Here is a 26,591-nt window from a genome sequence, read left to right on the forward strand (position 1 = left end):
GTCAGGCTCCGTAGGGTTAGGCGATCAAGGCGTTGTACGCAGCTTCATCCATGTATTCGTCCATCTGGGACGCATCAGACGGTTTGATTTTGAAAAACCAGCCCGCGCCGATTGCATCTTCGTTCGCAAGGGCGGGATTGTCCGCAAGCGCACTGTTCACTTCGATGATTTCGCCATCAATCGGTGCCATGATGTCGGAAGCGGCTTTGACGCTTTCGATCACGACAATTTCTTCGTCTTTGGTCACGGTTGTCCCGACATCAGGCAGTTCAACAAAGACGATATCGCCCAGTTGGGTCGTGGCGTGTTCGGTGATGCCAACGACAACAATATCACCTTCAGGGCGCAGCCATTCGTGTTCTTCAGTGAATTTCATGTATCTTCTCCGGTTCGTTTAACGTTTGAAATTTGCAGGTGTGAAAGGAAGTGCCGCGACCGTCAGTGGCAATCGTTTGCCGCGCAGTTCGCCATAGACCGTTGTTCCGATGTCCGCCTGTGCGACCGGCAGGTAGCCCATCGCCACAGGCCCACTGACAGTCGGACCAAAACCACCGGATGTGATCGCCCCAATCGGCGTCTCGTCCTCAATATGTGCAAACAGCGGCACGCCCTCGCGCATCGGTGCGCGTCCTTCAGGCAGCAACCCCACCCGTTTGCGATCCGCCCCGTCAGCCAGCTGGGCCAAGATGACGTCAGCGCCTGGAAACCCACCAGCGCGATCACCGCCACTGCGACGCACCTTTTGGATGGCCCAGTTCAGTGCCGCTTCAGTCGGGGTCGTGTCCGTATTTATATCGTGCCCGTAAAGGCAAAGCCCGCCTTCCAATCGTAGACTATCTCGCGCACCAAGCCCAATCGGGGCCACGTCGTCGTGCGCCAGCAGCGTTTGCGCCAATGTCGTGGCCTGTGCGGCGGGCACTGAAATCTCATAGCCGTCTTCACCGGTATAACCCGACCGCGACACCCAACAATCCGCACCTGCCAGCGACGCCGTGATCACATCCATGAAACGCATATCCGCGACCTTTGGATCAAGGGCTGCCAACACTGTTTCAGCAGCCGGCCCCTGCAATGCAAGCAAGGCACGATCCGTAACTTCGGTGACGCTGACATCGGCCAGGTTGGACTTGAGGTACGCAATATCATCCCGTTTGCAGCCTGCATTCACGACCATGAAGATATGATCACCCCTATTGGCAAGCATCAGGTCATCCATGATCCCGCCCGTGTCATTCGTAAGAAATCCGTAACGTTGACGATCCGGGGCTAGACCCAGAATGTCGACAGGTATCAACGTCTCTAAGGCCGTCGCGGCGGCGGCATAATCCGCCCCCTTGATGATCACCTGCCCCATATGACTGACGTCAAACAATCCAGCTTTGGTGCGGGTGTGCAGATGTTCTTGCATGACGCCCATCGGGTATTGAACAGGCATCGCATAACCCGCGAACGGCACCATCTTTGCGCCAAGCGTTTCGTGAAACTTATGTAGCGGGGTTTGCAATAGATCAGACATCGTAAGCCTCTTATCAATAACGGCCATCTCGATATGCTGATATCGCACGGCACCACTCTGGCACGAAAGCACTGCTTTCGCCTGTGATGCCCCCTCTGTCCGTGTGCCTGAGATTGCTATCCCTTCGGCGGGCACATTGCGTGCCACTCTCCAGAGTATTCGTCTCAACGTCGGTCCGTTTGCCTGAGAGTTTCCGGGGCGGTTGCTCCTTCGGCACCAACTTTTCTGGTTCTCCCGACGTCAAGTGCGGGCACTTTCACGTTTTCCGTGACAACAGGCAAGAGGTTATTTTGGTGATTTTGAGCCGAGGCGGTAAGTCTCGTTTTCACAAACGACAGACTGACACACCAAACACGAAATCGAATTGGGAAATGAACGGCCAACCCGCAGCGCCAAACCTTTGATGCTCAAGATTGTCCTCGTGGCTATCGCATGCCAAGCCAGATGAAAGCTTTCAGGAAATGCTATTCCGTTTTCACTATTTTCATAGACATTGGCGCTGAAGACATCACTTTCCCGACTCGGGATACCCCCAATGGCACCCCCAAACTGGGGGTATCGCATCAAACGCCGCTGGACGGCATCGGACAAACGATATCGACAAAACCTTTGTATGTAAGGCCTAACCGGATGTCATTGGATAAAACTGGATAGTGAAATGGTGCCCCCACACGGACTCGAACCGCGGACCTACTGATTACAAATCAGTTGCTCTACCAGCTGAGCTATAGGGGCACTGCGGCTGCTTTTAGAAAAGGATTCTCACCTCCGCAACCCCTCTTTTTGCGCTTTCGCAAGAAAAATGACTGCAAGCAATCCGACGCAGGTAATCATCAGTGCTGCGGGTGCGGCTTCACTGATATTTTCGAGCGATGCCTTCGCATGGACGCGGGTCGCCAAAGTGTCGTAACTAAAGGGTCTTAAAAGCAAAGTTGCCGGTAGCTCCTTCACCGCGTCCACGAAAACCAGCAGCAAAGCTGACCCGACAGAGGCCCGCATCAAGGGCAAATAAATGCGTTTCAAAACGCCGCCGGATGACTGTCCAAGCGACCGTGCAGCCATCGGAAGGCTCGGTGACACCCGACCGAACGCTGCGTCAGCTGTCCCCTGCGCGATCGCGAAGAATCGCACAACGTAAGCAATGACCAAAACGCCAGCTGTTCCTGTCACCAACAGCCCCGGATCTCGTCCCGTCAACGCCAGCACCGCGTCCGCGAAACGGTTATCCAACGCCGCAAGTGGCACCAAGATGCCCAAACCCAGCACGGCGCCCGGTGCCGCGTAGCCGATCGCCGTCACTGGCATCAGCAACCGTGGCAGTTTTCGCCGCGACAGACGGACCCCGTACACCATGAACAGACCACCCAAGACCGTCAGGATCGCGGCGAGGCCTGCGACGGTGACAGTATGCAGCAACGCCTTGCGCAATCCCGGTGCCACCCATTGTCCGGCGTCTAACGCGTGAGACGTCAAAACGGACACAGGCAACACGAACCCGACCAAGATAGGCAACAGACACACCAAGAACGCAAACGCCCCCTGCCCGCCTGAAAGCTGTGTCAATGACACTGGTCTCTGACCACGGGCCGAGGCGAAGAATTTACTACGGCGGCGGCTTAGCTTTTCAAGCGTCACAAGAAACACGATCATACCGAGCACGCAGGTCGCCAATTGCGCCGCACCGCCAAGGTTCCCGCCCTGCAGCCAAACCGTAAAAATCCCAGTCGTCAGAGTTTGCACGGCAAAATAATCCACGGTGCCGAAATCATTGACGGTTTCCATCATGACAACAGCAACGCCTGCGGCAATGGCCGGACGGGCAAGCGGAAGACCCACGCGGAAAAACCGCCCAAAAGGACCAACACCCAGGGCACGGGCAACTTCAAACCCTGCCCCCGATTGTTCGCGGAATGCGGCGCGGGCCAGCAAGTAGACATAAGGATATAGCGACGCCGATAGAACGATGACCGCAGACGATCGCGTGCGGATCGCTGGAAAGGCGTAATCCGCCGCGTTTTCCCACCCCATCATGTCACGCAACGCGGATTGAACTGGCCCCGCGTACTCCAAGAAATCGACCAAGGCGTAGGCACCAACGTAGGCCGGAACGGCTAAGGGCATCAGCAACGCCCATTGCAACCACGACCGACCTGGAAAGCGGTACATCGCCACGATCCATGCGGTGATTGTACCAACAACGGCCGTCAACGCACCGACGCTGAGCATCAAGATGACAGTATTGCGCAGATATCGCGGGAATGTCGTCGATATCAGATGCGGCCAGATGTTATCGGTCGGTGTCAAAGCAAACCAGACAACGGCTGCAATCGGCAAAACAACCAAGACGGCGATGATAAGGGCACCCATCGACCAGCGATCGATCCCACGACGATTTGCCTTCAGCGGCAATAACTGACGGATTTGCTCAGACATAAAAAGCCGATAGCTGAAAGCAGTTTAACTGTCCAGAAATTGGACTATGATAAACGGACGCAATACCAAAGGCTCGGATCACATGGAAATCGTATATCACATCGGTGCAAACTGCACGGACGAGGATCGTTTGCTTAAATCGTTGCTACGCAACGTCGATGTCCTATCCCAAGATGGGGTCAAGGTACCGGGGCCGAGCAAATACAGGCGGCTTATCCGCGAAACGATCCAAGGGTTGGACGGGGCGACGCCGGCGCCCGAAACGCGGTCTATCATGCTCGATGCGATCCTTGATGATGAACCGACAGAGCGGCTAGTTCTGTCGAATTCGAACTTTATCTGCATCTCCAATCGGGTGTTCGATAAGGGCGTGTTCTATGCTTTGGTGGAACCGAAGGTGCGCGGATTGCTTCAGCTGTTTCCGGGGGACGATATTGAATTGTGCATCGCCCTGCGCAATCCGGCGACATTCATTCCGGAAAACTTTTCGAAATCGAAGTTTGACGACCTCGGGACCTTCATGAGGGGAATGCAACCGATCGACGTCCGGTGGTCAGATGTGATCAAACGCATCCAGTACGTCGCGCCGCATTGCAGGCTATCGGTCTGGTGCAACGAAGATACGCCGCTGATCTGGGGCCGCTTGATGCGCGAAATTGCGGGCGTTCCAGATAGTGTGCCATTGATCGGAACTTACGACCTGCTGGCCACGATTATGGAAAAAGAAGGCATGCAGCGGATGAAGGGGTATTTGAAAAACAATCCGCCCCCCACGCCACAGCATGAACTCAAGATCATTCTCGCATTCTTGGACAAATATGCGCTGGATGACGCACTGGACGAAGATATCGACCTGCCGGAATTTACCCACGAACTGGTTGACCAATTGTCTTACCAATATGATGCGGACGTCGATTTCATTCGGTCCATGCAGGGCGTGAACTTCATCACGCCCTAACAAATGACGGATTACATGCCCAATGCGGCCATGTACATTTCCATGACGGCTTCTTCTTCGGCCAGATCGTTTGCGTCCCGTTTGCGGATCGCGATCAGCTTGCGGATCACCTTGGTGTCGTACCCACGGCCTTTTGCTTCGGCCATGATCTCTTTCTGGCCGTCAGCGATGTCTTTCTTTTCGGCCTCAAGGCGTTCGTAACGTTCAATGAACTGGCGCAACTCTTGGCCGGCAACGGTGCTGGCGGTATCGGAAATAACGTCGCTCATGATGGTCTCCTCTGGGCGTCACAAATAAGGCGTATCGCCCTTCCCTAGCGACCCGCGCCCGGCATCGCAACCCTTGCAAGCGCAAGCCCTGAGCGTTAGGGCTGCCCCGGTCAAACAAAGGGGAATACGATGGAATGGTTGGTATGGATCGGCGCTGCGATCTCGATGATTGGGCTGGTCGGCATCGTCTATAGCATCGTCGCCGTAAACGCGGCCCGCAAAGCGGGCTTGGACGATGACGCGCTGCGGCTCAAACTCACTAGTATCCTGCCGATCAATATCGGGTCCCTGCTGTTTTCGATCTTAGGCCTGATGATGGTCGTCATGGGCGTGTTGCTGGGGTAACGCACGATTGGACCCTCTTGCGACTAGACCTTCGCAGTCAGGCCTTCTAAAAGACGCGCATGGATATTCGTCAGATCACACCGACCTACGCTGTCAGCCCGCAAATCGCGCCTGACGATTGTGCAGCCATCGCAGACGCCGGATTTAAAGCAATCATTTGCAACCGGCCCGACATGGAAATCACACCAGATTGTCAGGCAGCAGCTATTGAGGCCGCGGCAAAGGCCGCAGGTCTTGGATTCACCGTTCTGCCACTGACCCATCAAACCATGAACGCAGAAAATGTGGCGGCACATCGCGCTGCGATTGACGCAGCTGGCGGGCCAGTTCTGGCTTATTGCGCGTCCGGCACACGGTCGTCCATTGCTTGGTCACTGGGCCAAGCGGGTGATATGGCCAGCGACGACATTATCGAAGCCACTGGTAAAGCAGGCTACGATCTACGGGGATTGCACCCGCAGCTAGAAATGATCGCGGCGCAAAAGCCCTGATTTAGTCGTCAGTCGGGGTTTCTAAACCTTCGTCTTCCCAACTCAGTTTCGCGGGCGCGACAGGGTCTGCCTCCAGATCCTCGTCATCCCAAGATAACGGTGCAACGGCGACCGCTATGCTGTCGGCTTCCGGCATATCCATCGGGGCAGCCATCGGCATATCTAGCCCCCCATCATCGTCATGCGCTGCGTTATCAATATCCATCTTGTTGGCCGCGCCATCGATATCAAATGCGGCACCCGTCTCGGGGAGATCAACCAAGCTTGGCATATCGCTTTTGCCCAACTGGTTCATATCGGACAGCGCGACCTGTGGCGGGACCTCGATCCGAACGGCGCGCATCCCCGCAGATTGACCTAATCTGGCCGTCGCCACCTTGCGGCCATCGCGCGCCAAAATCTTGACGGATGAAACGGTGCATCCAGTTAGCGGCAGGACTTGCCCGACAACCAAATTTTCCGCCTGATGAAGTGGCAATTTGAAACGGTGCAGCTCCGCATCCAATCGGGCGGGCGACCCGTCGACAACCTTTCGGAAACGTTCATCCCAATCGCCCTTGACCTCAGGTGTCAGAACCTTCCCCACGGTTTCTGCACGGCAGGGCAAAGCCAACGCCAGTTCCGCCGTGCGGTCACCAGCACCAAGATCGAGCGACAGGCGGATCAGCCGATATTTCCCGTCATCAAGGATCAACCCCGCCGCCCGCGTCGAATTGATCTTGTCGCCCGCATCGAAACCCAACCCCCACCCGTCAAGCGGTGTGCGTTCAGCGGTATCCTGCAGGTGATGAAGAAACGCCGCGATCAGCGGCTGCGCCATTTGCGCATCGGTTCCGGTCGGCGGTCGATCTTCGGGGACATCCGGCAAAACCATCCCAACCGTCTGTACCTCCAGAAGAGCGGTCCGCATATTTAAATCGAGCGCGGCCAGACCGGTCACCGCCCCACCCGCGGTCATGCCAATCAACATCAGTTCTGGTTCTAACGCTGCAAGCAGTTGATCCAGCGACAAGACTTCTTCGCGCAGGGAACTGACACTGACCACAAAGTCGTGTGCTTTGTCCGCCGCCCGTGTGATCGCCAACCGGATCGCGCGCGACGACGTAATGGGCACATCTTCTGGTGCCGGGGGTGGCGGCGACGCCATTCGGCGCAGGACATCATGTACAACCTGTCTTGTCATAGACCCCAAACCAGACTCGTCGAATCGTCCACCCGCAGAATGCAAGCCAACCTCATATCATTAAAAATACACCGAAAATTCTTACTGAGACACTAACAGATCAGCGCCTTTTGCACTTGCATCATGCTTGGGCAACGTCACGCGGAAAGCAGCCCCCTTCTGCCCCGGCAAATAACTGATTTCACCGCCAAGCCGACCAAGGATTTCGCGACAAATCGCAAGACCTAGCCCCGCGCCACCTGCTTTACCTTCGTCTTCGATCCTTGCGAATTTTTCAAAGATCATCGTTTGATTTTCGATACTGATCCCATCGCCATTATCAATAAAATCAATGACATCCCGTCCATCAACGACCCGCACCTTGATGTTAAGAATTGGGCGCTCAACAGTGCAATACTTCTGCGCATTTGCGATTACATTCACAAACACCTGCACGAGCCGATCCAGATCAGTGGTCAGGGTTACGTCTTCGCGGCTGCGGTTCCGCAATATCTGCAAACCACGTTCTTGTACGCCGGATGCCCCGATAGCCCGATCCAGCAAATCAGACAACTGCCCGGTATGAATGTGTAGCGTCACCTGCCCGTTTTCCAACACCGACAAGTCCAGCAGATCATCCAGCAAACGCGTGAGCCGTAAGGCTTCATCGTGAATAATGCCCGCATATTTCCCGTGGTCTTCAGGCGACATATCCATATCGCGTAAGATTTCCGAGAACGATCTGATGGACGTCATCGGCGTGCGTAACTCGTGCGAAATCTGACTAAGGAACGCATCCTTCTGGATCGAAATCGCCGTCAGTTTTGTGTTCGCATCGCGCAAAGCACGCGCCGTGCGTTCTTGTTCGGCCGACTTCGCCTCAAGCTCGTTCGAATACTCTAGGATTTGCGCGGCTTCATCCGCCACAGCAATCAAGTCCTCGACCGAGATCGCAGCACCTTCCGTTAACTGTCCAACCATCGCATGGGCCGTTGCCGCCCCGACAGACCCAGCCAGTTCGCGTTCAAGGCGCACAACAAAATCGGGGGTGACGTCAGGCAAATACCCTTCTTTCCCTTGCTCTTCCGCCGATTTTTGGAACAAGCGTTGCGCCTCCGCCCCGCCTAATATGCGTTGCGCCATGATCAGCAGATCATCGGCACGCGCACCACTATTTGTCCACGACGTTGTACCCGCCGACATCTCGAACACGTTGACAAATTGCGCGCCCTGCAAGCGTTCCAACGGCGTTGGGAAACTAAAGACGGACCCGATAAAGAAGGCCAATGCGTTCAGAACGAGCGACCACATCAAGCCGTGAACAAGGTCATCCATGCCTTCAAGACCAAACAGCGCGTGGGGCCGCAGCCACCACATCCCCATCGGCCCGTTCGCAAGAACAGTCTCGGAAATAAACGCATCCGCACCGAAACTCGGAATATACAAGGTCCACAGCCAAACGACGAAACCAGTCACGAGGCCTAATACAGCCCCAACGCGCGTCGCACCCCGCCAAAAGATGGCCCCCAGCAGCGCCGGCAAAACCTGAACCGCGCCGCTGAACGACACCAAACCAATCGCTGCCAGCGCAGCCCCGCCCGCAGAGATACGGAAGTAAAGGTAACCTAGCGCCAAGATGCTCGCGATGGATAGCCTGCGCGCCAAAACGTTGACGTTGCGAATATCGCCGGACACCAGCGCGCCTTGCGGTCGACTGCTGAGCCATAATGGAACGATAATATGGTTCGACACCATCGTGGCCAAAGCAATCGTAGAGACAATCACCATCGACGTGGCCGACGAAAAACCGCCCAAGAACGCAAGCATCGCCAGCCCGTTTTCCCCCTGCGATAACGGCAGTGTCAGCACGAACAGATCGGGGTTCGCCCCTTCCGGCATCAATCGCAGGCCGACGACGGCGATAGGCAGCACAAACAGCGACATCAGCATCAGGTAAATCGGGAAAGCCCAACTGGCCATGTGCAGGTTCCGCTCGTCTGGATGTTCGACAACCAACACCTGGAACATGCGCGGCAAACAAATGAACGCGGCCGCAGAAAGGAAAATAATCGCGACCCAACGACCTCCTTGCGGTTCAAACTGGGCTATTTTTGATGCGTCAATCTGGTCCAGCACCGCAGCGGGCCCACCCGCGAGCCCCCAGATCACAAAGACGCCAACGGCGACCAAGGCCACTAGTTTCACGACAGCCTCAACGGCAATCGCAATCACGATCCCGCTGTGCCGTTCGTTTGCATCCAGACTACGCGTCCCAAATAGGACCGTGAAAATGGCCAACCCAACAGCAACCCACAGCGCCGTCGTATTCAAATCGGCCTGTTCCCAAATCCCACCACTGACCGGCACAAATGCGGAAAACGATTGGGTCACGGATTTGAGCTGCAACGCAATGTAAGGCGTCGCGGCCACCACGGCCATCACCGTTACAATCGCGCCAAGCCAACCGGATTTCCCGAACCGGCTGGAAATCAAATCTGCAATCGACGTGATCCGTTGCGTACGCCCAATCCGGACGAGGCGACGCAAAATCCACCACCATCCGATCATGACCAGCGTGGGGCCAAGATAGATTGTGACGTATTCCAACCCCGAACGGGCCGCATAGCCAACCGCCCCGTAAAAGGTCCAAGCCGTACAATAAATCGACAACGATAGCGTGTATACGAACGGACCGCGAAGCCATGATGCTAAGGTCGTGCGCGCCCGCCGTTCGGCCCAAAATGCAACCAAAAACAAGAACGCGACGTAGGCAAGCGACACAAAGACAAGCAGGTTAAACGACATCCGTCACCGCCCCTTCATGTGAGTGCGTCGTCACTTTTGTCCGGTGATCCTTCCGGTGACAAGCTGCGTGTGATCACCGCCGCGACAATAATCAGGATCACCCAAACCGCAAAAATATATAGCCCGACAGAAGACGTGGCAGGGATCAATCCAGACATAATCGGCAAAATCCACGCCAGAAACCCGACGAACGGCAGCATCCGTATCACATCCCTGAGCCGCCGCTGCCGATACGACGCGCGCGCCAGATAAAGCGGCATCTTGGCGGCCGATATGGTCGGCGGAACGGGCCTTAGGGGTTTCGGATCGTCCTGCATCTAGGCCGTTTCATCCATCAACTTGCGAACATAATCCTTCACGTCCTGATTGGAAAACGGCTTTGTCATGAAGTGGTTAGCGCCCAGCCTTAATGCAAGTTCGCGATCTTTAACTTGCCCACGTGCCGTCAACATCATGACCGGTAGATTTTCGAAATCAGGCTCCGCGCGAATATCACGCAAGATATCAAAACCGCTGCGACCAGGCAGCATGACATCAAGAATAATCAGATCAGGCGGCGTCGCGCGGACTTTGTCCATCGCAGTTTCGCCGTCTTCGTGTGTATGAACAGTCCACCCGTCACGCGACAGAATAAAGCTGATCGCTTCGATGATATTTGGTTCGTCCTCGATCAGCAGGACCCGTCTACCCATGATGTTGCTCCCCCCGAATGACGCCATGGTAATTTTCTTGCGCAGAGTATTGCGGCAATGCGCGGCCCTGTCAAAGCCCGAAACGCCAAAAACACTGACCAGCTGATCGCGCTACGCCGCATCGAACAACCCCAAGATGTTTCGCACACGAAACAACTTATGTAAAATCAGGATTTCCAAAACCTTAACAAAACGAAGCGCTTATAGCGCACAATTAAGATTTCACCTCAATTGCGGACGGTTCACGGCGCGCCGCGCATCCCGAACGTGGGCAAACCCTGCAAGACACGCCAGCCTTGATCGGTTCCTGTAGGCCGGGCGCAGGATCGGAGACAACCAACATTGTGGTTTCAAGCACTGGTGCCGCGCTGAAATCGGCATGCGTTTTAGGCACAGCAATCGCGTAACACATAAAACGTGCCCCAGCCTGCCCGGGCAAAACGACCTCTGATTTGATGGGGCGCATGGGCTGCGTCAGTGCGGCGTACAGTGGCCATAACGGACACCCTGCCGTGAACCGAGACGGCGCAAATCCGGGAACTGTTTTCAGATAAGTCAACGCGCCGGTTTGATCTGCGATAGCCAACCCCATCGGCGGAAGGCCTACATCAGCAGGCAACCCGCCAAGCCTGCGCAACACGGCGGGCAAGTCTGCGTCAAACTGTGCGGCAAGGGTCGACGGATCACCATGTGCGGCGACTGCGGCAGGCACGAAGGTGGCGCGCGGCATAAGACGCACGTCTTTGCTGAAGCGTACCAAATATTGCAGTAAAACCTCGCGGCCTTCCCGTGACAATGCGGGCGCATCATAGTCGCGCAGCAATGTGTCAGGCGCTGCGTTTGGATGCGCCTCTACCCGATCTAACAATTTGGTTTCGCGCGATAAAAAGGCTTCAACTTCTTCGAACCCCGTCAGGTGTTCGCGCGACGATGCAGCTTCTGTCGGGGGTTCAAGGTAGGCGACCAAGGCTTCGCTTTCGACCGCCAACCGCCGGCTATCGTCGTGGATGTTAACGTGAAACCTGCGCTGCCAATCGGCATCAATATTATCGTCGTTGGCCAAGATACCCGCAGTCGCACGGATCGACGTCACAGCCGTAATCACGTTGTGCAACGCGCCCGCCAACGCGGGGTCATGTGTCATGCGATCGCGCAGTACACGCACTTCCGCCTCCAACGCATCAACCCGCGCCTCTTGGGCAGCAATTAAACCCGCCCACCCCGGAAAGCGGGTCGCAAGATCTTCTGCACGGTCTGTTTCAATCGGTTGCGACGTCCGTGCGGCAGCGGCCCGCATACCATTCAACACAGCGGGTTCTGCCCCCTCGGACAAACTGGCCGGATCAGCATTCAAGGCACGTGCGAGCGACTGTAGCAATTTCCCGCCGATTCTGCGTTTGTTGTGCTCGATCAAATTCAGATAGCTGGCAGAAATGCCCGCGGCGTCGGCCACATCGGCTTGACGCATTCCTTGATCCAAGCGGCGTTCGCGAATGCGAGACCCTGTCATTGCATGGGCTGCCAACCGATTTCTCCAATACATATCAGGCGCTTTCTGCGTCTGCTCGATAATCAATTTACAAGATTTACAGATTTAGAGTCCAGTACTTTACAAAAAAATGACACTTGCACAAAGCACTGTTGGTAACGCGGGGTCACGCAGCCAAGATAGCATCAGCATGTAAAATGCGAGCTGTGTTCGGTAGGAGGCTGGATATAGCGAAATCAAAATGGGAGGATTTTAATGTCCAATTCTAACTTCTCACGTCGTGGCGTGCTGAAGACAGGCGCCATCGCTGGTGCCGGTCTTGCTGTTCCGACGTATCTCCGTGCTGATGGCCACACTGGCTACACAAACGCACCGGGTGACGGCGGCTCCGTGAAAATCGGTTTCAACGTTCCACAAACGGGTCCTTACGCTGAAGAAGGTCTTGACGAACTGCGCGCGCAGGAACTGGCTGTTGAGCACCTCAACGGTATCGGCGACGGCGGCATGCTGAACACATTCTCTGAGAAGAACCTCGACGGTACAGGTATCCTGGGCCGCAAAGTCGAGTTCGTCACAGGTGATACGCAGACGAAATCTGACGTGGCACGTGCATCTGCACAGTCCATGATCCAGAAAGACGAATGCATCATGATCAACGGCGGCTCATCTTCTGGTGTTGCCATCGCGGTTCAAGGTCTGTGCCAAGAAGCTGGCGTGATCTTCATGGCTGGTCTGACGCACTCTAACGACACAACTGGTAAAGATAAGAAAGCCAACGGCTTCCGTCACTTCTTTAACGGTTACATGTCTGGTGCGGCTCTGGGTCCGGTTCTGGAAGCAGAATACGGTAACGAGCGTAACGCTTACCACCTGACAGCTGACTACACATGGGGCTGGACACAGCAGGAATCCATCCAAGGTGCAACAGAAGCGCTGGGTTGGAACACAACACAGAACGTTCTGACACCAGTTGGTGCGGGTGACTTCTCATCCTACATCGCGCCTGTTCTGAACTCCGGTGCTGATACGCTGATCCTGAACCACTACGGTGGGGACATGGTGAACTCTTTGACACAGGCTGTTCAGTTCGGTCTCAAAGACAAGCAGGTCAACGGTAAAGACTTCACGATCATCGTGCCACTTTACTCTGAACTGATGGCCGCTGGTGCGGGTTCCAACATCCAAGGCGTGTTCGGTTCTATGAACTGGAACTGGCAGCTGCAGGATGAAGGCACAAAAGCTTTCGTTAAATCCTTTGGCGAAAAGTACGGCTTCCCACCATCCGGTGCGGCGCACACATGCTACGTTCAGACGTTGCTGTATGCGGATGCTGTTACACGTGCTGGCACGTTCAACCCTTGTGGCGTTGCAGAAGCTCTCGAAGACTTCGACTTCGACGGCATGGGCAACGGTCCAACATCTTACCGTGGCGCCGACCACCAGTGCTTCAAAGACGTGCTGGTTATGAAAGGCACGGACAACCCAACCAACCAGTTCGATACACTGGAAATCGTGGAAGTTACGCCACGTGCACAGGTTGAGTACGCACCAGATCACCCAATGTTCGCCGGTGGCGACCTGGGTGCATGTAACCCTGGCGCATAAGCTAACCAAATCCGAGATCGGCACACTGTGCCGGTCTCACCCACCCCGGGGGAGCGGGGCGTAAACGGCCATCATCACGATGCGCCGTATCAGTAGAGAACTGGTAAAAAGAGGCGGGGTCGATGGACGATATTATCCTTCAAATTCTCAACGGTTTGGACAAAGGCTCTGCTTATGCATTGATTGCCTTGGGTCTGACGTTGATCTTCGGGACACTAGGTGTGGTGAACTTCGCCCACGGTGCCCTTTTCCTGATCGGTGCATTCTGCTCGGTCACAGTGTCACGTCTACTCTCGATTAGCTTTGAGAAGATTGACGAGACCCAAACAGATTTCTTGGGCAATCCGTTGAAGGTCGAAACACCCTATGTGGTGGAATGGTTCGGACCTGAAATGGGCATGAGCCTGATCGACTGGGCTGTGCCTATCGCGATTATATTCGCAATCCCTGTGATGATCCTTGTCGGTTTCGCCATGGAACGAGGATTGATCAAGCACTTCTATCACCGCCCACATGCTGACCAGATCCTCGTGACCTTTGGTTTGGCGATTGTGATCGGTGAGATCGTCAAGGCAAACTTCGGCGCGAACCCAATCCCAACGCCCGCGCCTTCTGCATTTGCAGGTGCGATGGACTTTGGTGTGCTGATGGGATTTGAACCAAACGCGATCATCTATCCGATCTGGCGCTTAGTCTACTTCCTCTTCTCGATGGCCATCATTGCCGCTGTGTTTGCTTTCTTGCAGTTCACAACATTTGGCATGGTCGTGCGTGCTGGTATGGCGGACCGCGAAACAGTTGGCCTGCTGGGCATCGACATCGACAAACGCTTTACCTTTATGTTTGGTCTTGCGGCTGCGGTCGCTGGTCTGGCCGGTGTGATGTACACACCAATCCTGTCGCCCAACTATAACATCGGTATGGACTTCCTCGTGCTGTCCTTCGTTGTGGTTGTTGTTGGCGGCATGGGGTCATTGCCGGGCGCTGTTCTGGCGGGCTTCTTGCTGGGTATTCTGCAGTCCTTTGCTTCGATGAACGAAGTCAAAGCGATCCTGCCGGGTATCGACCAAATCATCATCTATCTTGTTGCAATCATCATCTTGCTGACCCGGCCACGTGGCCTGATGGGACGCAAGGGCGTGATGGAGGAATAATCATGCTTGGTATGAACGGAAAAGACACCGCTCTCTTCATCGTGGTCTGCCTGATGGTTTTGGCAGCCCCGATCCTACTCAACCCTTTCCCAACGGACAGCGCCTTTGCGCAGTTCAATGCGGGCTACCCTGCCCTGTTGCAGCGGTTCGTGATCTTCGGGATCTTGGTCATCGGGTTTAACATCCTGTTCGGCCTGACAGGTTACCTGTCCTTCGGTCACGCCGCTTTTCTGGGTGTGGGGTCGTTCGCAGCCGTTTGGATGTTCAAACTGCTGTCCTACAACATCGTCCCTGCAATCATCCTGTCGGTGATCGTCGCTGGATTGTTCGCGGTCGTCATCGGCTACGTGTCCCTGCGTCGGTCAGGTATCTACTTTTCAATCCTGACACTGGCATTTGCACAGATGATGTATTCCATCGCCTACTCCGACTTGGTCGGTAAGGTTCTGGGGACGCCAATCACCAACGGTGAAACTGGCCTACAGGTCTACAACGACGATCCGCAGTTCCTACTTGGCGAAGGCGATCCGGTGGTTCCCCACCTGTTCGGTATCGAAATGAACGGGTCTGTCACATGGGACGTCGGCGGCTGGAGCTTCGTATTCCAGAACGGTTACTACCTTGCTGGTATCTTCATGATCGCGTCCTTCTACCTTGCGATCCGCATCTTCCGGTCCCCGTTTGGCCTGATGCTGCGGTCCATCAAGTCCAACCAACAGCGCTTGAACTACACTGGTATTTCAACGCGTCCTTACATGCTGACAGCCTTTGTCATCTCTGGAATGTATGCTGGTCTGGCAGGCGGTCTGCTGGCTGCGATGGATCCGCTGACAGGAGCGGAACGGATGTTCTGGACTGCGTCTGGTGAGATTGTGATCATGTCCATCCTTGGTGGTGTTGGCACGCTGATCGGTCCGATCTTGGGCGCTGGTGTGATCAAATACATGGAAAACATTGTATCTACGATCAACGACACGGTTGTGCACGGCTGGTTCGCTTTCATGCCGGAAGGTCTTGAAAACTTCTTCGTGGCGGTCATCCACCCGTTCATCGGTAAGGGCTGGCACCTGACACTGGGCCTTGTGTTCATGGCAGTTGTTATCTTCCTACCAGGTGGTCTGGTCGAACTTGGTCAGCGCATTGGCGCAAAGTTCAGCCGCAAGAAAACAACTGACGCCTCTGATGGCGCCACGACACCAGCTGAATAAGGAGCAATATGATGGGTATCCTTGAAGTAAAAGGCGTCAACAAACGCTTCGGCGGTTTGCAAGCGCTTGGTGACGTGAACCTCAGCGTCGCTGAAAACACAGTCCACGCGATTATCGGCCCAAACGGGGCCGGTAAATCCACCCTGCTGAACGTGCTTGTTGGAAAACTGATCCCTGATAGCGGGTCGGTAATGTTCGACGGTCAATCTGTGCTAGGGCGTCAGCCCTACGAGATTAACCAGATGGGCATCAGCCGCGTGTTCCAAACACCTGAAATCTTTGCCGATCTCACCGTGTTTGAAAACGTAATGATCCCGTGTTTCGCCAAACGTGACGGGGCCTTCCGGCTTCACGCGATCGGCAGCACACGCCACGAGACTGACATCCACGAGACCGCAGAAGCGATCTTGGAAGACGTCAACATGCTGGAAAAGCGTCACATGGTGGCATCCAGCCTATCACGTGGTGACAAACGTCGCCTTGAGATGGCGATGTGTCTGGTGCAGGAACCGCGCCTGTTGCTGTTGGACGAACCGACTGCGGGTATGGCCCGTGCGGATACAAACAACACGATTGATCTGCTCAAAGAGATCAAGGAAAAGCGCGACATCACAATGGCAATCATTGAGCACGACATGCACGTTGTGTTCAGCCTAGCGGAACGGATCACCGTTCTGGCGCAAGGTACGCCGCTGGTGGAAGAAACACCTGAAAACATCAAAGGCCACCCGAAAGTACGCGAAGCGTACCTCGGCGAAGCACAGGTGTAAGGAACAATCCAATGAACCAACCATTCAACAAAAACGCCAACAACGCGGCCACCCACCCTGCTTTTCTCAGCGTGTGGGAAATCGAAGCGTATTACGGCGAAAGCTACATCGTTCAAAACGTCAGCTTTAATATCCACGAAGGCGAAATTCTGGCTCTGCTCGGTCGGAACGGTGCGGGTAAAACATCAACGCTGCGCACCATTGCGCGCCTTGATGACCCCGCATTGAAACACGGTGAAATCTGGCTGGACCACCAGCCGCTTCACGATATGAAAGCCCATCAGGCCTCTGCCGCAGGCATCGCGCTTGTGCCAGAAGACCGGCGTATCATTGCAGGCCTGACAGTTGAAGAGAACCTTCAACTCGCCCAAATCGCCCCGCCAATCGGTTGGTCGCTTGAGCGAATCTATGAACTCTTCCCGCGTCTGGGCGAACGTAAGAAACAGGAAGGCGTCACACTGTCTGGTGGTGAGCAGCAGATGCTTGCCATCGCTCGCGCCCTTGCACGCGATATTAAGGTTCTTCTGTTGGACGAACCTTACGAAGGTCTGGCCCCCGTCATCGTGCAAGAAATCGCAAAGACACTGAACATCATCCGCGACCAAGGGATTACGACCGTGATTGTTGAGCAAAACGCAGTTGCTGCGTTGAAGCTGGCGGATCGGGCGGTGATTCTTGATACGGGCACCGTGGTCTATGACGGCTCTGCTCAGGAAGTTCTGGAAGACGAAGCACTGCGTGCGCAGTACTTGGCGATCTGATTTTATTGCGGACAATTTTATCCGATTGTCCGCAATTCATACTTTGCTAAGGAAATTGACGGAAACTAGACCAATATGGTGTCAATCATTGAGGTCAGAGATGGAAGTTTCCTTTGCGCCACGCGCCGTACCGCAATATCAGAACGACGTTGTAACACATCAAACTACTCCTGCTGCCGACGAAGAAACCAGCAGAACAACAGCGAAAACACCTGACGAAATCGTCACCGTCAGTAATCCACGGTCAAAAATCGATAAGGCCCCGCTTCTAGGTCTGTCAGAAATCGAAAAACCTGCCCCGACCGAAGAACAAACTTTGAAGCCTTATGGCGTGATAATGCTACCAATTCGTGAAGATGACGACGCCACGACACGGAAGCTTTGACCTGTCAATTCCGACGCTCCGTCACTTTCCCTGATGCTCTGGCTTTCCACTGCGTCACCGTTCCCCTATAAGCGTCCCGATTGATACCGCGCAAAAGCGGATCTGAGGAACTTTGGGCAACGGGCCGAGGACGACATGAGCAAAAAAACCTCTCACGACAGCGACGTCAGCTTTATCCAAGCATTGGCAGAATTGCTGCGCGAAAATGATTTGACCGAATTGCGTGTCAAACGCGATTACGCCGAAAACGACAGCCTTGATGTACGTGTCGGCCGCTATGCGCAACCAGCACCACAACAAGTTGTGGCCGCAGCCCCAGCACCCGTTGCTGCTGCACCGGCGGCAGCCCCTGCCGCAGCACCAGCTGCCGCACCCGCAGGCGGTAGCGAAGATCCAGCAAGCCATCCGGGCGCTGTGACATCACCAATGGTCGGCACAATCTACATGGCACCAGAACCCGGTGCTGCACCTTTCGCCGCTGTGGGCAAAACAATCGCTGAAGGTGAAACATTGTTGATCATCGAAGCGATGAAAACAATGAACCACATCCCTGCCCCCAAATCCGGCACGATCAAACGGATCCTGGTCGAAGACGGCGCACCTGTCGAATTCGGCGCACCACTTGTGATTATCGAATAAGGGGCAGCCAATGTTCGACAAAATCCTCATTGCCAACCGCGGCGAAATCGCCTTGCGGGTGGTGCGTGCGTGCCGTGAAATGGGCGTGAAATCTGTCGCGGTCCATTCTACAGCCGATTCCGACGCGATGCATGTCCGCATGGCCGACGAAGCGATCTGCATCGGACCGCCTTCCAGCGCGCAATCCTACCTGTCGTTTCCGGCCCTGATTTCGGCCTGTGAAATCACAGGCGCGCAGGCGATCCACCCGGGCTACGGCTTCTTGTCGGAAAACGCTGCATTTGTGCAGGCCGTCCAAGACCATGACATCACGTTCATTGGCCCGACAGCCGAACACATCCGCGTCATGGGCGACAAAATCTCTGCGATTGAGACCATGAAAGAACTGGGCGTGCCATGCGTTCCCGGCTCTGGTGGCGGTGTTGATACGCTGGAAGATGCACAACGCATCGGTGCTGAAATCGGCTATCCGGTCATCATCAAAGCCACTGCTGGTGGCGGTGGTCGCGGCATGAAGGTCGCCGAAACCGCAAAAGACATGGAACAGGCGTTCTATTCGGCCCGCGCCGAAGGCAAAGCCGCATTTGGCAACGACGAAGTCTACATCGAGAAATACCTGACAACACCGCGCCACATCGAAATCCAAGTGTTCGGTGACGGCAAAGGCAACGCAGTCCACCTCGGCGAACGCGATTGTTCCCTACAACGGCGCCACCAAAAGGTTTTCGAAGAAGCCCCCGGCCCCTGCATCACGCCAGAACTGCGTGAACGGATCGGTAAGGTCTGCGCGGACGCAGTTGCGAAAATCAACTACATCGGTGCGGGAACGATCGAATTCCTGTTCGAGAACGATGAATTCTACTTCATCGAGATGAACACACGTTTGCAGGTGGAACACCCTGTGACCGAAGCGATTTTTGGCGTCGATCTTGTACGCGAACAGCTGCGCGTGGCTTCTGGCCTGCCTATGTCATTCACGCAGGACGATCTGAAAATCAACGGTCATTCGATCGAGGTCCGGATCAACGCCGAAAAGCTACCGAACTTTTCACCCTGCCCCGGTACGATCACACAATACCACGCACCAGGTGGTTTGGGCGTTCGGATGGATTCGGCGCTTTACGACGGCTACCGCATCCCGCCCTACTACGACAGTTTGATCGGCAAATTGATTGTGCATGGCCGCGACCGTCCAGAAGCGTTGGCGCGTTTGGCCCGTGCGTTGGGCGAATTGATCGTGGACGGTGTCGACACGACGATCCCACTGTTCCACGCGCTTTTGGCGGAGGAAGCGGTCCAAACCGGCGATTACACCATCCATTGGCTCGAGGAATGGTTAGACGCCAACCTCGCTTAAACCATTGAGTAATCAAGACGAAATCGAATTGACGCCAGACCTGTTGCTGCAAGGCTACCGGGCTGGCGTTTTTCCGATGTCAGAAACACGCGACAGCGAAGACGTGTTCTGGGTGGATCCCCGCTTTCGCGGCATCCTACCCCTCAACGGTTTTCACATCTCACGGTCTTTGCGCAAACGGTTGCTGCGCGGCGACTACAGGGTGAGCTTTAACACCTGTTTTGCGGACGTCGTGCGCGGCTGTGCGAACCGTGACGAAACGTGGATCAACGCCACCATCTTTGATCTGTACAAGGCCCTGCACGACCAAGGCGATGCGGCCAGCTGCGAGGTTTGGCAGAACGATACGCTTGTGGGCGGTGTCTACGGCGTCACAATCGGCAGTGCCTTCTTCGGCGAAAGCATGTTCAGCACGGCCACCGACGCATCCAAGGTGGCACTGGCCTACCTGACAGATAAGTTGCGGACAGATGGGTTCACACTGTTTGACACGCAGTTCATCACCGACCATTTGGCCAGTTTAGGCGGTGTTGAAATTCCCAGATCGGCCTATCACGCCTTGTTGCGTGATGCCTTGCAACAGACCGCCGAATTTACACCAAGCCGGCAAATAGCCTCAGCTCAGGACCTGATACAGCGCAACACCCAGACGTCGTAACGCGGGTGCTCCATCGCGTTCAGCGCAGGCGCAGAGGCGATCAGCCAGCCTTGAAATGCCGGATCAGCGTTATCCCGATAAGCCACTGTAATGTTTGCAAAAGCATCACCCGACGGGTTAGCGCGCGGATAGCGGCATTCTTCGAGCGTTAGTTTGAGATGGCCAATGTCACGGGTTTCGCCATTCGTCATTTCAACGTCGGTCACGGTGCCGTTCAGCTTATCCAGCACCCGCAATTCACCGCCAACGGCGGTTGCTGCCTGCTGGGCAACAGCGCCAAACGGCAGCATCGCAAGCGCAGTACCAAGAATCAAAGCCTTCATTGCGTATCCCCGTCCCCGGTCACAAATTTCAACAGCAAGGAAATCAAACTGATCGCGCCCTGCGTATCTTCGATTTCTTCGCCCGGCGCAAAGTTATCCATCGACCCGCCCGGTACAATCTCGACGAAACTGCCGCCCAAAACGCCTTCAGATGCGATGGCCACAGCGCTGTCATTCGGAATTGCGACGCCGTCTGCGAAGGACAGCACGACGTCAGCGCGAAATGTATCAGGGTTCAGCGTCAGCGCACCGATCTGGCCGATCTTCACGCCAGCAAGGCGGATATCGGTTCCGGTGGTGATACCTTCGGCGGACCTGAAACTCGCCGTCAAATCATACCCTTGGGACGATCTTCCTAGGCCAGCAGCCTGAGCCGCGTAAAACCCAAAGCCGAGGGCCACAGCCAAAACGACAGCCCCAACAAGCGTTTCTGTCCGGTTCTCACGCATGATCAAACCACCACGGGACCCGTCTATTCGGGGCTCCACGCCTCGTAATCGCTACGGGATTTTGGTGTCGCCGCACGCAAAGATCCGGCTGGTGCATAGGCATCCACGGTACCCGTCAGGTTTACCTGATGCGGCTGTTCCCATGATTTGTGGACCAGTGGTTTGTCGGTGGGTGGTTCGTCCCATGTCCGGTGCAACCAGCCGTGCCAATCAGGATCAATGCGGGATGCTTCGATGTCACCGTTGTAGATCACCCAACGACGGCTATCGTCTGCGTTGCGGTAAAAGATGTTCCCTTGACCGTCTTCGCCGACTTTTTCACCGTTCCGCCAAGTCCAGAACTGCGTGCCGAAGGACTGACCTTCCCACCATGTGAAAATGCGTTTGATTGTGTAGCCGATGCCCATTGCGCGTCTCCAATTCGTCCCCGCTGTCATGCCCCAATTGATGTCAAACGTCTAGTCCGACAGATGTGGTCAGGCGGGTGTAAGCCCAAAATCTTTGGCGAAAATTTATGCGTCGGGCGCCAGTGCGGTCACTTCGATCTCAATTTTGTATTTCGGATCGACCAAACCGCAGCTAATCATCGTCGCAGCCGGAGGATTCTCGCCAAAGGTGGCACGCAACAGCGGCCAGCATGGTTCAAAATCGTCAGCATTTGGTAGGATATAACGCACACGCACGACATCGGCCATCTCAGCCCCTGCATCCGCTAGCGCGGTTTTGATCACATCAAGCGCGCCGTGGCACTGTGCGATCACGTCCTCGGGGACATCCGTGCCGGGATAAACGCACCCCGACACATGCACAAAGCCACCTGCAACAACAGCGCGGCAATATCCGATCTTGTCCTCGAAAATACCGCCTGATGTCATACGCTTCATCCGTTAGCTCGCTGTTGCGGGCTCTTTTTCCGATGATTTTGCATCGTCGTGGATCATCAATGGTGATGCGTCTGGACCAACCGCCTCTTCGTTCACGACAACTTCGGTCACAGTGTCCATGCCCGGCAGGTCAAACATAGTATCAAGCAGGATATCTTCCATGATGGACCGAAGACCACGTGCACCTGTTTTGCGTTCGATTGCACGTTTCGCAATCGCCTGCAGGGCGTCGTCGGTGAATGTCAGCTTCGTGTTCTCAAGTTCGAACAGACGCTGGTATTGCTTCACAAGCGCGTTTTTCGGCTTGGTCAGGATGATGATCAGCGCATCTTCGTCCAGATCGGTCAGCGTCGCGATCACTGGCAAACGGCCAACAAATTCAGGGATCAAACCGAACTTCAACAGATCTTCTGGTTCGAGATCGGTAAACACTTCGCCCACGCCACGTTCGTCGACGTCTTTCACTTCCGCACCAAAGCCCATGGAAGACCCTTTACCGCGCTGTGAAATAATCTTGTCGAGACCTGCAAACGCACCACCACAGATGAACAGGATGTTCGTCGTGTCCACTTGCAGGAATTCCTGCTGCGGGTGCTTCCGGCCACCTTGCGGCGGAACAGAGGCCACAGTGCCTTCCATGATCTTCAGCAGCGCCTGCTGAACACCTTCACCCGATACGTCACGGGTGATGGATGGATTGTCAGATTTCCGTGTGATTTTATCAACTTCGTCGATGTAAACGATGCCGCGCTGCGCACGTTCAACGTTGTATTCGGACGCCTGCAACAGCTTGAGAATGATGTTTTCGACATCTTCACCGACATAACCGGCTTCCGTCAGCGTGGTCGCATCGGCCATTGTGAAAGGCACGTCCAAAATACGGGCAAGGGTCTGCGCAAGCAGTGTCTTACCGCAACCGGTTGGGCCGATCAGCATGATGTTAGATTTCGCCAACTCAATGTCGGATTTATCCGCATGGTTCAGGCGTTTGTAGTGGTTGTGAACGGCCACAGACAGCACGCGTTTCGCATGCATCTGACCGATGACATAATCATCCAGAACACCACAAATCTCGGTCGGTGTTGGCACACCTTCACCGGCTTTCAGACCAGCGGATTTGGTTTCTTCGCGAATAATGTCCATGCATAGTTCGACACATTCGTCGCAAATGAAAACGGTTGGACCCGCGATCAGTTTACGCACTTCATGTTGGCTCTTGCCGCAAAAGCTACAATAGAGGGTGTTTTTGCTGTCGCTGTTGGACGAATTCGCCATTATCTTCCCCTTGGCCGGACGGCCATACTGCTGCCGTGAACTGCTTACCGACCCAAGTCTAGGGCAGCACGCACCGGTCCACAATGTCAAAATGTCTACCGCACGGTGGTGTTAACAAGGTGTTAACAATCCACCGTGCGGAAGTTGATTATGCGTCTGCGTCGTCGTCTTTCGCGCGGTTCGTCACGATTTCGTCGATCAGACCCCAATCTTTCGCTTCTTCAGGCGACATAAAGTTGTCGCGCTCAAGTGCGGCTTCGACTTTTTTCAAAGTCTGGCCTGTGTGCGTTACGTAGATCTGGTTCAGACGATCTTTCAGCTTCTGGGTCTCTTGGGCGTGGATCATGATATCCGTTGCCTGACCTTGGTAACCACCAGATGGCTGGTGGACCATGACGCGGCTGTTCGGCAGTGAGAAACGCATGCCTTTTTCACCAGCTGTCAAAAGCAATGACCCCATGGATGCCGCCTGCCCGATAACCAGCGTGGACACCTTCGGTTTGATGTATTGCATCGTGTCGTAGATCGACAAACCGGATGTCACAACGCCGCCTGGGCTGTTGATATACATAGAGATTTCTTTTTTCGGGTTCTCGGCTTCAAGGTGCAACAGCTGCGCCACAACAAGCTGGGACATGCCGTCATGGACAGGCCCATTCAGGAAAATGATCCGCTCTTTCAGAAGGCGCGAAAAAATATCGTAGGCGCGTTCACCACGGGCTGTCTGTTCGACGACCATAGGCACGAGGTTCATGTATGTTTCGACTGGATCTTGCATCGGCTGTGCCTCACTCCGGGATGGCTTTTGACCATCATTACTTCAAATGTCCTGACAGAGTCTTAGTGTCGCCTGACAGGGGCTTCAAGGGCGGCTGTTTCATCTTGGCGATTTGGATTGACAAATGCGTTAGCCGTGGCTTACGGTAAGCCATGACTTACGAAATGACAATAGCCGCTTTGGCCGACCCGACCCGCCGCGCGATTCTTGCGTGTTTGCGCGACGGCCCCCTTGCTGTCGGGGCATTGGCCGAAGGTTTGCCTGTCAGTCGTCCGGCAGTAAGCCAGCACCTGAAGGTATTGTCAGGCGCTGGCCTGCTGAAGGTCTCGCAACACGGAACCAAGCGCCTATATACCATTGACCCGCGTGGCGCGGATGATTTGCGCCGATATCTTGACAGCATGTGGGATGACGCGCTCGACGCATTCGCAAAAGCAGCACGCGACAAAGCCGCCCAAAAGGACAAATCATGATCCCAATCCACAAAACGACGCATGTCCCGCTTTCGCCAGCAGAAGCGTTTGATCTGTTCATGGCGAACCTCGACACGTGGTGGCCTAAAGACCGACACGCGTCAGACCCAACCGCCAAATTGATCGTGGAACCCCGCAAAAATGGTCGCATCATCGAAATTTGTACGGATGGTACACAAATCCACTGGGGCACAATCATCGGATGGGACCCCGACCGCTACATGGCCTTCACATGGCACCCTGACGGCGATGAAGACGCGGCAACGGTCGTAGCGGTGTCCTTCAAACAAACGGCGGATGGCTGCCAGCTTGATCTGACGCACGGTGGCTTCGACGTTTTGGGTGATACCGCCCATGCCGTTAGCACGTCCTATCTGATCGGATGGGACTTAACGCTCGGGTCCTATAGTTTTGCGGCGTCAAAGCAGCGGGTGACTGCTTGATTTCACACTGCATCGCGATAGCTGTCGGTGATGATAGACCCGACATATACCGCCGCCCTCGCCCGCCTGAATGCATTCATACCGCATGCGGGCTTCGACTACGCGACCAAACGCAATTATGACCGCTCCGACCATCCTCATGTGTCGCAACTGTCCCCCTACTTGCGCCATCGCATCATCACTGAAGACGAAGTATTGCAAGCCACGCTAGCCCGGCATTCCCCCAAAGCGGCTGAGAAATTCATCGCAGAGGTATTCTGGCGGACCTACTGGAAAGGCTGGCTAGAAATGCGCCCTTCCGTTTGGGCTTCATACAAGACCGACCTGCAAGCCGCGCAAAACCGTATCCAAACCGAATCCGGACTGCGCGCCGATTGGGAAGCGGCCTGCAAAGGCAAAACAGGCATTGATTGCTTCGACCATTGGGCAAAAGAACTGGTCGAAACGGGTTACCTGCACAATCACGCCCGCATGTGGTTTGCGTCGATCTGGATTTTCACGCTGCGACTGCCATGGACCTTAGGGGCAGATTTCTTTCTACGGCACCTGCTCGACGGTGATCCGGCCTCGAACACGCTGTCTTGGCGCTGGGTTGGCGGGCTACAAACCGTCGGGAAAACCTACCTCGCACGGCCTGATAACATCGCAAAATATACGGACGGACGGTTCCAGCCCAAAGATTTGGCAACCGAAGCGTTCCCACTGGATGGCACGCCACCACCGCCGCCGACTGACATTCCAACCAGCGATCCAATCGACCCAACCGCACGCACCGGTTTACTGGTGACAGAAGAAGACCTATCGCTTCATCATGTACTCTCGGTTTGCAAACCGGTGGCCACAATCACTCTCGACGCTACCCAATACCGCAGCCCAAACCACGTCAGCCCAAAGGTCACAGATTTTGCAGGCGCGGCCATCACGGCCGCAACGACGCGCTTCAGCGATCGGATCGGTCCGGTATCAGAAGACGCAGACATCACCGCATGGGCGCAAGCCAACCAAATCACGCAGATCGTGACACCCTATGCACCCGTCGGACCCGCAGCCGATCAGTTGGCCGTCCTGAAACCTCAACTCGCAGCAGCCGATATCACGCTCTGCCAAGTCGTCAGACCCTACGATTCAGCGGCTTGGCCCTATGCCACCAAAGGGTTCTTCAAATTCAAAGACGCGATCCCCAAACTGCTTCCCCAACGTCACCTCTGATATGATACACTTGTAAACGCCACATAACGCTTATCTAAAACCGAACGACACCAATCACTC

Annotated in this window: 30 protein-coding genes, 1 tRNA gene and 1 riboswitch; of the genes, 15 read left to right on the top strand and 16 right to left on the bottom strand. The window is 55.2% G+C overall.

Annotated elements, in window-relative coordinates; all coding sequences use genetic code 11:
• Positions 1 to 16: 16 nt before the first annotated feature.
• The 4 genes from gcvH to AC0L7R_RS11475 form a co-directional block, all read right to left on the bottom strand.
• On the bottom strand, positions 17 to 376 hold the full coding sequence (gcvH, locus tag AC0L7R_RS11460) for a glycine cleavage system protein GcvH (protein ID WP_473657015.1): 360 nt from the start codon (positions 374 to 376) through the stop codon (positions 17 to 19).
• A gap of 18 nt (positions 377 to 394) precedes the next feature.
• Positions 395 to 1,516, bottom strand: coding sequence for a glycine cleavage system aminomethyltransferase GcvT (gene gcvT, locus AC0L7R_RS11465; RefSeq protein ID WP_473657016.1), 1,122 nt, complete (start codon positions 1,514 to 1,516; stop codon positions 395 to 397).
• A 161-nt stretch (positions 1,517 to 1,677) separates the two neighbouring features.
• Positions 1,678 to 1,763, bottom strand: a riboswitch (glycine riboswitch).
• Positions 1,764 to 2,175: 412 nt separating this feature from the next.
• Positions 2,176 to 2,251, bottom strand: a tRNA-Thr gene (locus AC0L7R_RS11470).
• A gap of 27 nt (positions 2,252 to 2,278) precedes the next feature.
• Positions 2,279 to 3,949: an ABC transporter permease subunit gene (locus AC0L7R_RS11475; protein WP_473657018.1), complete on the bottom strand. Its 1,671-nt coding sequence runs from the start codon at positions 3,947 to 3,949 to the stop codon at positions 2,279 to 2,281.
• 82 nt (positions 3,950 to 4,031) lie between these two features.
• On the opposite strand from AC0L7R_RS11475, the gene AC0L7R_RS11480 reads away from it, so the two are divergent.
• On the top strand, positions 4,032 to 4,907 hold the full coding sequence (locus AC0L7R_RS11480) for a hypothetical protein (protein ID WP_473657020.1): 876 nt from the start codon (positions 4,032 to 4,034) through the stop codon (positions 4,905 to 4,907).
• An 11-nt stretch (positions 4,908 to 4,918) separates the two neighbouring features.
• Here the strand turns inward: AC0L7R_RS11480 and AC0L7R_RS11485 are convergent, their stop codons facing one another.
• Entirely contained in the window at positions 4,919 to 5,176 is a 258-nt protein-coding gene (locus tag AC0L7R_RS11485) for a DUF2312 domain-containing protein (protein WP_183529531.1), read from the bottom strand.
• A gap of 129 nt (positions 5,177 to 5,305) precedes the next feature.
• Here AC0L7R_RS11485 and AC0L7R_RS11490 point away from each other — a divergent pair, with 129 nt between their 5' ends.
• Both AC0L7R_RS11490 and AC0L7R_RS11495 read left to right on the top strand, forming a co-directional pair.
• Entirely contained in the window at positions 5,306 to 5,521 is a 216-nt protein-coding gene (locus AC0L7R_RS11490) for a hypothetical protein (protein ID WP_247126717.1), read from the top strand.
• Positions 5,522 to 5,580: 59 nt separating this feature from the next.
• Positions 5,581 to 6,012 (top strand): TIGR01244 family sulfur transferase, encoded by a 432-nt coding sequence (locus AC0L7R_RS11495; RefSeq protein WP_473657022.1) that lies wholly within the window; start codon positions 5,581 to 5,583, stop codon positions 6,010 to 6,012.
• Position 6,013: 1 nt separating this feature from the next.
• On the opposite strand, the gene AC0L7R_RS11500 is transcribed toward AC0L7R_RS11495, so the two are convergent.
• From AC0L7R_RS11500 to AC0L7R_RS11520, 5 genes are all read right to left on the bottom strand, one after another.
• Positions 6,014 to 7,195: a FliM/FliN family flagellar motor switch protein gene (locus tag AC0L7R_RS11500; protein ID WP_473657023.1), complete on the bottom strand. Its 1,182-nt coding sequence runs from the start codon at positions 7,193 to 7,195 to the stop codon at positions 6,014 to 6,016.
• Between the two features lie 81 nt (positions 7,196 to 7,276).
• Positions 7,277 to 9,979, bottom strand: a complete 2,703-nt coding sequence (locus AC0L7R_RS11505; protein ID WP_473657024.1) for an ATP-binding protein — start codon at positions 9,977 to 9,979, stop codon at positions 7,277 to 7,279.
• Between the two features lie 14 nt (positions 9,980 to 9,993).
• Positions 9,994 to 10,239: a hypothetical protein gene (locus AC0L7R_RS11510; protein WP_348107643.1), complete on the bottom strand. Its 246-nt coding sequence runs from the start codon at positions 10,237 to 10,239 to the stop codon at positions 9,994 to 9,996.
• 57 nt (positions 10,240 to 10,296) lie between these two features.
• The gene (locus AC0L7R_RS11515; protein WP_247126707.1) at positions 10,297 to 10,671 is read right to left on the bottom strand and encodes a response regulator transcription factor; all 375 of its coding nucleotides are present in this window, start codon (positions 10,669 to 10,671) and stop codon (positions 10,297 to 10,299) included.
• 214 nt (positions 10,672 to 10,885) lie between these two features.
• Positions 10,886 to 12,214: a helix-turn-helix domain-containing protein gene (locus tag AC0L7R_RS11520; protein WP_473657025.1), complete on the bottom strand. Its 1,329-nt coding sequence runs from the start codon at positions 12,212 to 12,214 to the stop codon at positions 10,886 to 10,888.
• Positions 12,215 to 12,415: 201 nt separating this feature from the next.
• Between AC0L7R_RS11520 and AC0L7R_RS11525 the strand changes: the two genes are divergently transcribed.
• The 9 genes from AC0L7R_RS11525 (at position 12,416) to aat (ending at position 20,697) form a co-directional block, all read left to right on the top strand.
• Positions 12,416 to 13,765, top strand: coding sequence for a substrate-binding protein (locus tag AC0L7R_RS11525; RefSeq protein ID WP_348107645.1), 1,350 nt, complete (start codon positions 12,416 to 12,418; stop codon positions 13,763 to 13,765).
• Between the two features lie 122 nt (positions 13,766 to 13,887).
• Positions 13,888 to 14,919: a branched-chain amino acid ABC transporter permease gene (locus AC0L7R_RS11530; protein ID WP_473657027.1), complete on the top strand. Its 1,032-nt coding sequence runs from the start codon at positions 13,888 to 13,890 to the stop codon at positions 14,917 to 14,919.
• A gap of 2 nt (positions 14,920 to 14,921) precedes the next feature.
• Positions 14,922 to 16,127 (top strand): ABC transporter permease subunit, encoded by a 1,206-nt coding sequence (locus AC0L7R_RS11535; RefSeq protein WP_473657029.1) that lies wholly within the window; start codon positions 14,922 to 14,924, stop codon positions 16,125 to 16,127.
• A gap of 11 nt (positions 16,128 to 16,138) precedes the next feature.
• Positions 16,139 to 16,897 carry an ABC transporter ATP-binding protein gene (locus AC0L7R_RS11540; RefSeq protein WP_247127206.1) on the top strand — a complete coding sequence of 253 codons (759 nt, stop codon included), beginning with the start codon at positions 16,139 to 16,141 and terminating at the stop codon, positions 16,895 to 16,897.
• 11 nt (positions 16,898 to 16,908) lie between these two features.
• A complete protein-coding gene (locus AC0L7R_RS11545) occupies positions 16,909 to 17,658 on the top strand; it encodes an ABC transporter ATP-binding protein (protein WP_247126698.1) in 750 nt (249 codons plus the stop codon).
• Between the two features lie 100 nt (positions 17,659 to 17,758).
• The gene (locus tag AC0L7R_RS11550; protein WP_473657031.1) at positions 17,759 to 18,043 is read left to right on the top strand and encodes a hypothetical protein; all 285 of its coding nucleotides are present in this window, start codon (positions 17,759 to 17,761) and stop codon (positions 18,041 to 18,043) included.
• A gap of 135 nt (positions 18,044 to 18,178) precedes the next feature.
• Positions 18,179 to 18,682 (top strand): acetyl-CoA carboxylase biotin carboxyl carrier protein, encoded by a 504-nt coding sequence (accB, locus tag AC0L7R_RS11555; RefSeq protein ID WP_247126694.1) that lies wholly within the window; start codon positions 18,179 to 18,181, stop codon positions 18,680 to 18,682.
• 10 nt (positions 18,683 to 18,692) lie between these two features.
• Positions 18,693 to 20,039 (top strand): acetyl-CoA carboxylase biotin carboxylase subunit, encoded by a 1,347-nt coding sequence (accC, locus tag AC0L7R_RS11560; RefSeq protein ID WP_348107648.1) that lies wholly within the window; start codon positions 18,693 to 18,695, stop codon positions 20,037 to 20,039.
• A 4-nt stretch (positions 20,040 to 20,043) separates the two neighbouring features.
• Positions 20,044 to 20,697: a leucyl/phenylalanyl-tRNA--protein transferase gene (gene aat, locus AC0L7R_RS11565; protein WP_473657032.1), complete on the top strand. Its 654-nt coding sequence runs from the start codon at positions 20,044 to 20,046 to the stop codon at positions 20,695 to 20,697.
• Here the strand turns inward: aat and AC0L7R_RS11570 are convergent.
• The 6 genes from AC0L7R_RS11570 to AC0L7R_RS11595 form a co-directional block, all read right to left on the bottom strand.
• The gene (locus tag AC0L7R_RS11570) at positions 20,661 to 21,020 is read right to left on the bottom strand and encodes a DUF2155 domain-containing protein (RefSeq protein ID WP_473657034.1); all 360 of its coding nucleotides are present in this window, start codon (positions 21,018 to 21,020) and stop codon (positions 20,661 to 20,663) included. The two genes, aat and AC0L7R_RS11570, sit on opposite strands and share 37 nt — an antisense overlap.
• The gene (gene mlaD / locus AC0L7R_RS11575; protein WP_473657036.1) at positions 21,017 to 21,469 is read right to left on the bottom strand and encodes an outer membrane lipid asymmetry maintenance protein MlaD; all 453 of its coding nucleotides are present in this window, start codon (positions 21,467 to 21,469) and stop codon (positions 21,017 to 21,019) included. The genes AC0L7R_RS11570 and mlaD overlap by 4 nt, the downstream gene beginning before the upstream one ends.
• A 23-nt stretch (positions 21,470 to 21,492) precedes the next feature.
• A complete protein-coding gene (locus AC0L7R_RS11580; RefSeq protein ID WP_473657037.1) occupies positions 21,493 to 21,876 on the bottom strand; it encodes an NADH:ubiquinone oxidoreductase subunit NDUFA12 in 384 nt (127 codons plus the stop codon).
• Positions 21,877 to 21,981: 105 nt separating this feature from the next.
• Entirely contained in the window at positions 21,982 to 22,353 is a 372-nt protein-coding gene (locus AC0L7R_RS11585) for a Rid family hydrolase (protein ID WP_473657038.1), read from the bottom strand.
• Between the two features lie 3 nt (positions 22,354 to 22,356).
• Positions 22,357 to 23,628, bottom strand: a complete 1,272-nt coding sequence (clpX, locus tag AC0L7R_RS11590) for an ATP-dependent Clp protease ATP-binding subunit ClpX (protein ID WP_247126682.1) — start codon at positions 23,626 to 23,628, stop codon at positions 22,357 to 22,359.
• Between the two features lie 148 nt (positions 23,629 to 23,776).
• Positions 23,777 to 24,406, bottom strand: coding sequence for an ATP-dependent Clp protease proteolytic subunit (locus AC0L7R_RS11595; protein WP_247126680.1), 630 nt, complete (start codon positions 24,404 to 24,406; stop codon positions 23,777 to 23,779).
• Between the two features lie 152 nt (positions 24,407 to 24,558).
• Here AC0L7R_RS11595 and AC0L7R_RS11600 point away from each other — a divergent pair, with 152 nt between their 5' ends.
• Genes AC0L7R_RS11600 through AC0L7R_RS11610 form a run of 3 tightly spaced genes read left to right on the top strand, consistent with a single transcriptional unit; the run spans position 24,559 to position 26,531 of the window.
• Positions 24,559 to 24,879, top strand: a complete 321-nt coding sequence (locus AC0L7R_RS11600; protein ID WP_473657039.1) for a metalloregulator ArsR/SmtB family transcription factor — start codon at positions 24,559 to 24,561, stop codon at positions 24,877 to 24,879.
• A complete protein-coding gene (locus AC0L7R_RS11605; RefSeq protein WP_473657041.1) occupies positions 24,876 to 25,322 on the top strand; it encodes an SRPBCC domain-containing protein in 447 nt (148 codons plus the stop codon). The genes AC0L7R_RS11600 and AC0L7R_RS11605 overlap by 4 nt, the downstream gene beginning before the upstream one ends.
• Before the next feature lie 30 nt (positions 25,323 to 25,352).
• Positions 25,353 to 26,531 (top strand): FAD-binding domain-containing protein, encoded by a 1,179-nt coding sequence (locus tag AC0L7R_RS11610; RefSeq protein WP_473657042.1) that lies wholly within the window; start codon positions 25,353 to 25,355, stop codon positions 26,529 to 26,531.
• Positions 26,532 to 26,591 lie beyond the last annotated feature (60 nt).

This window comes from Yoonia sp. D2-7, from assembly GCF_055809435.1.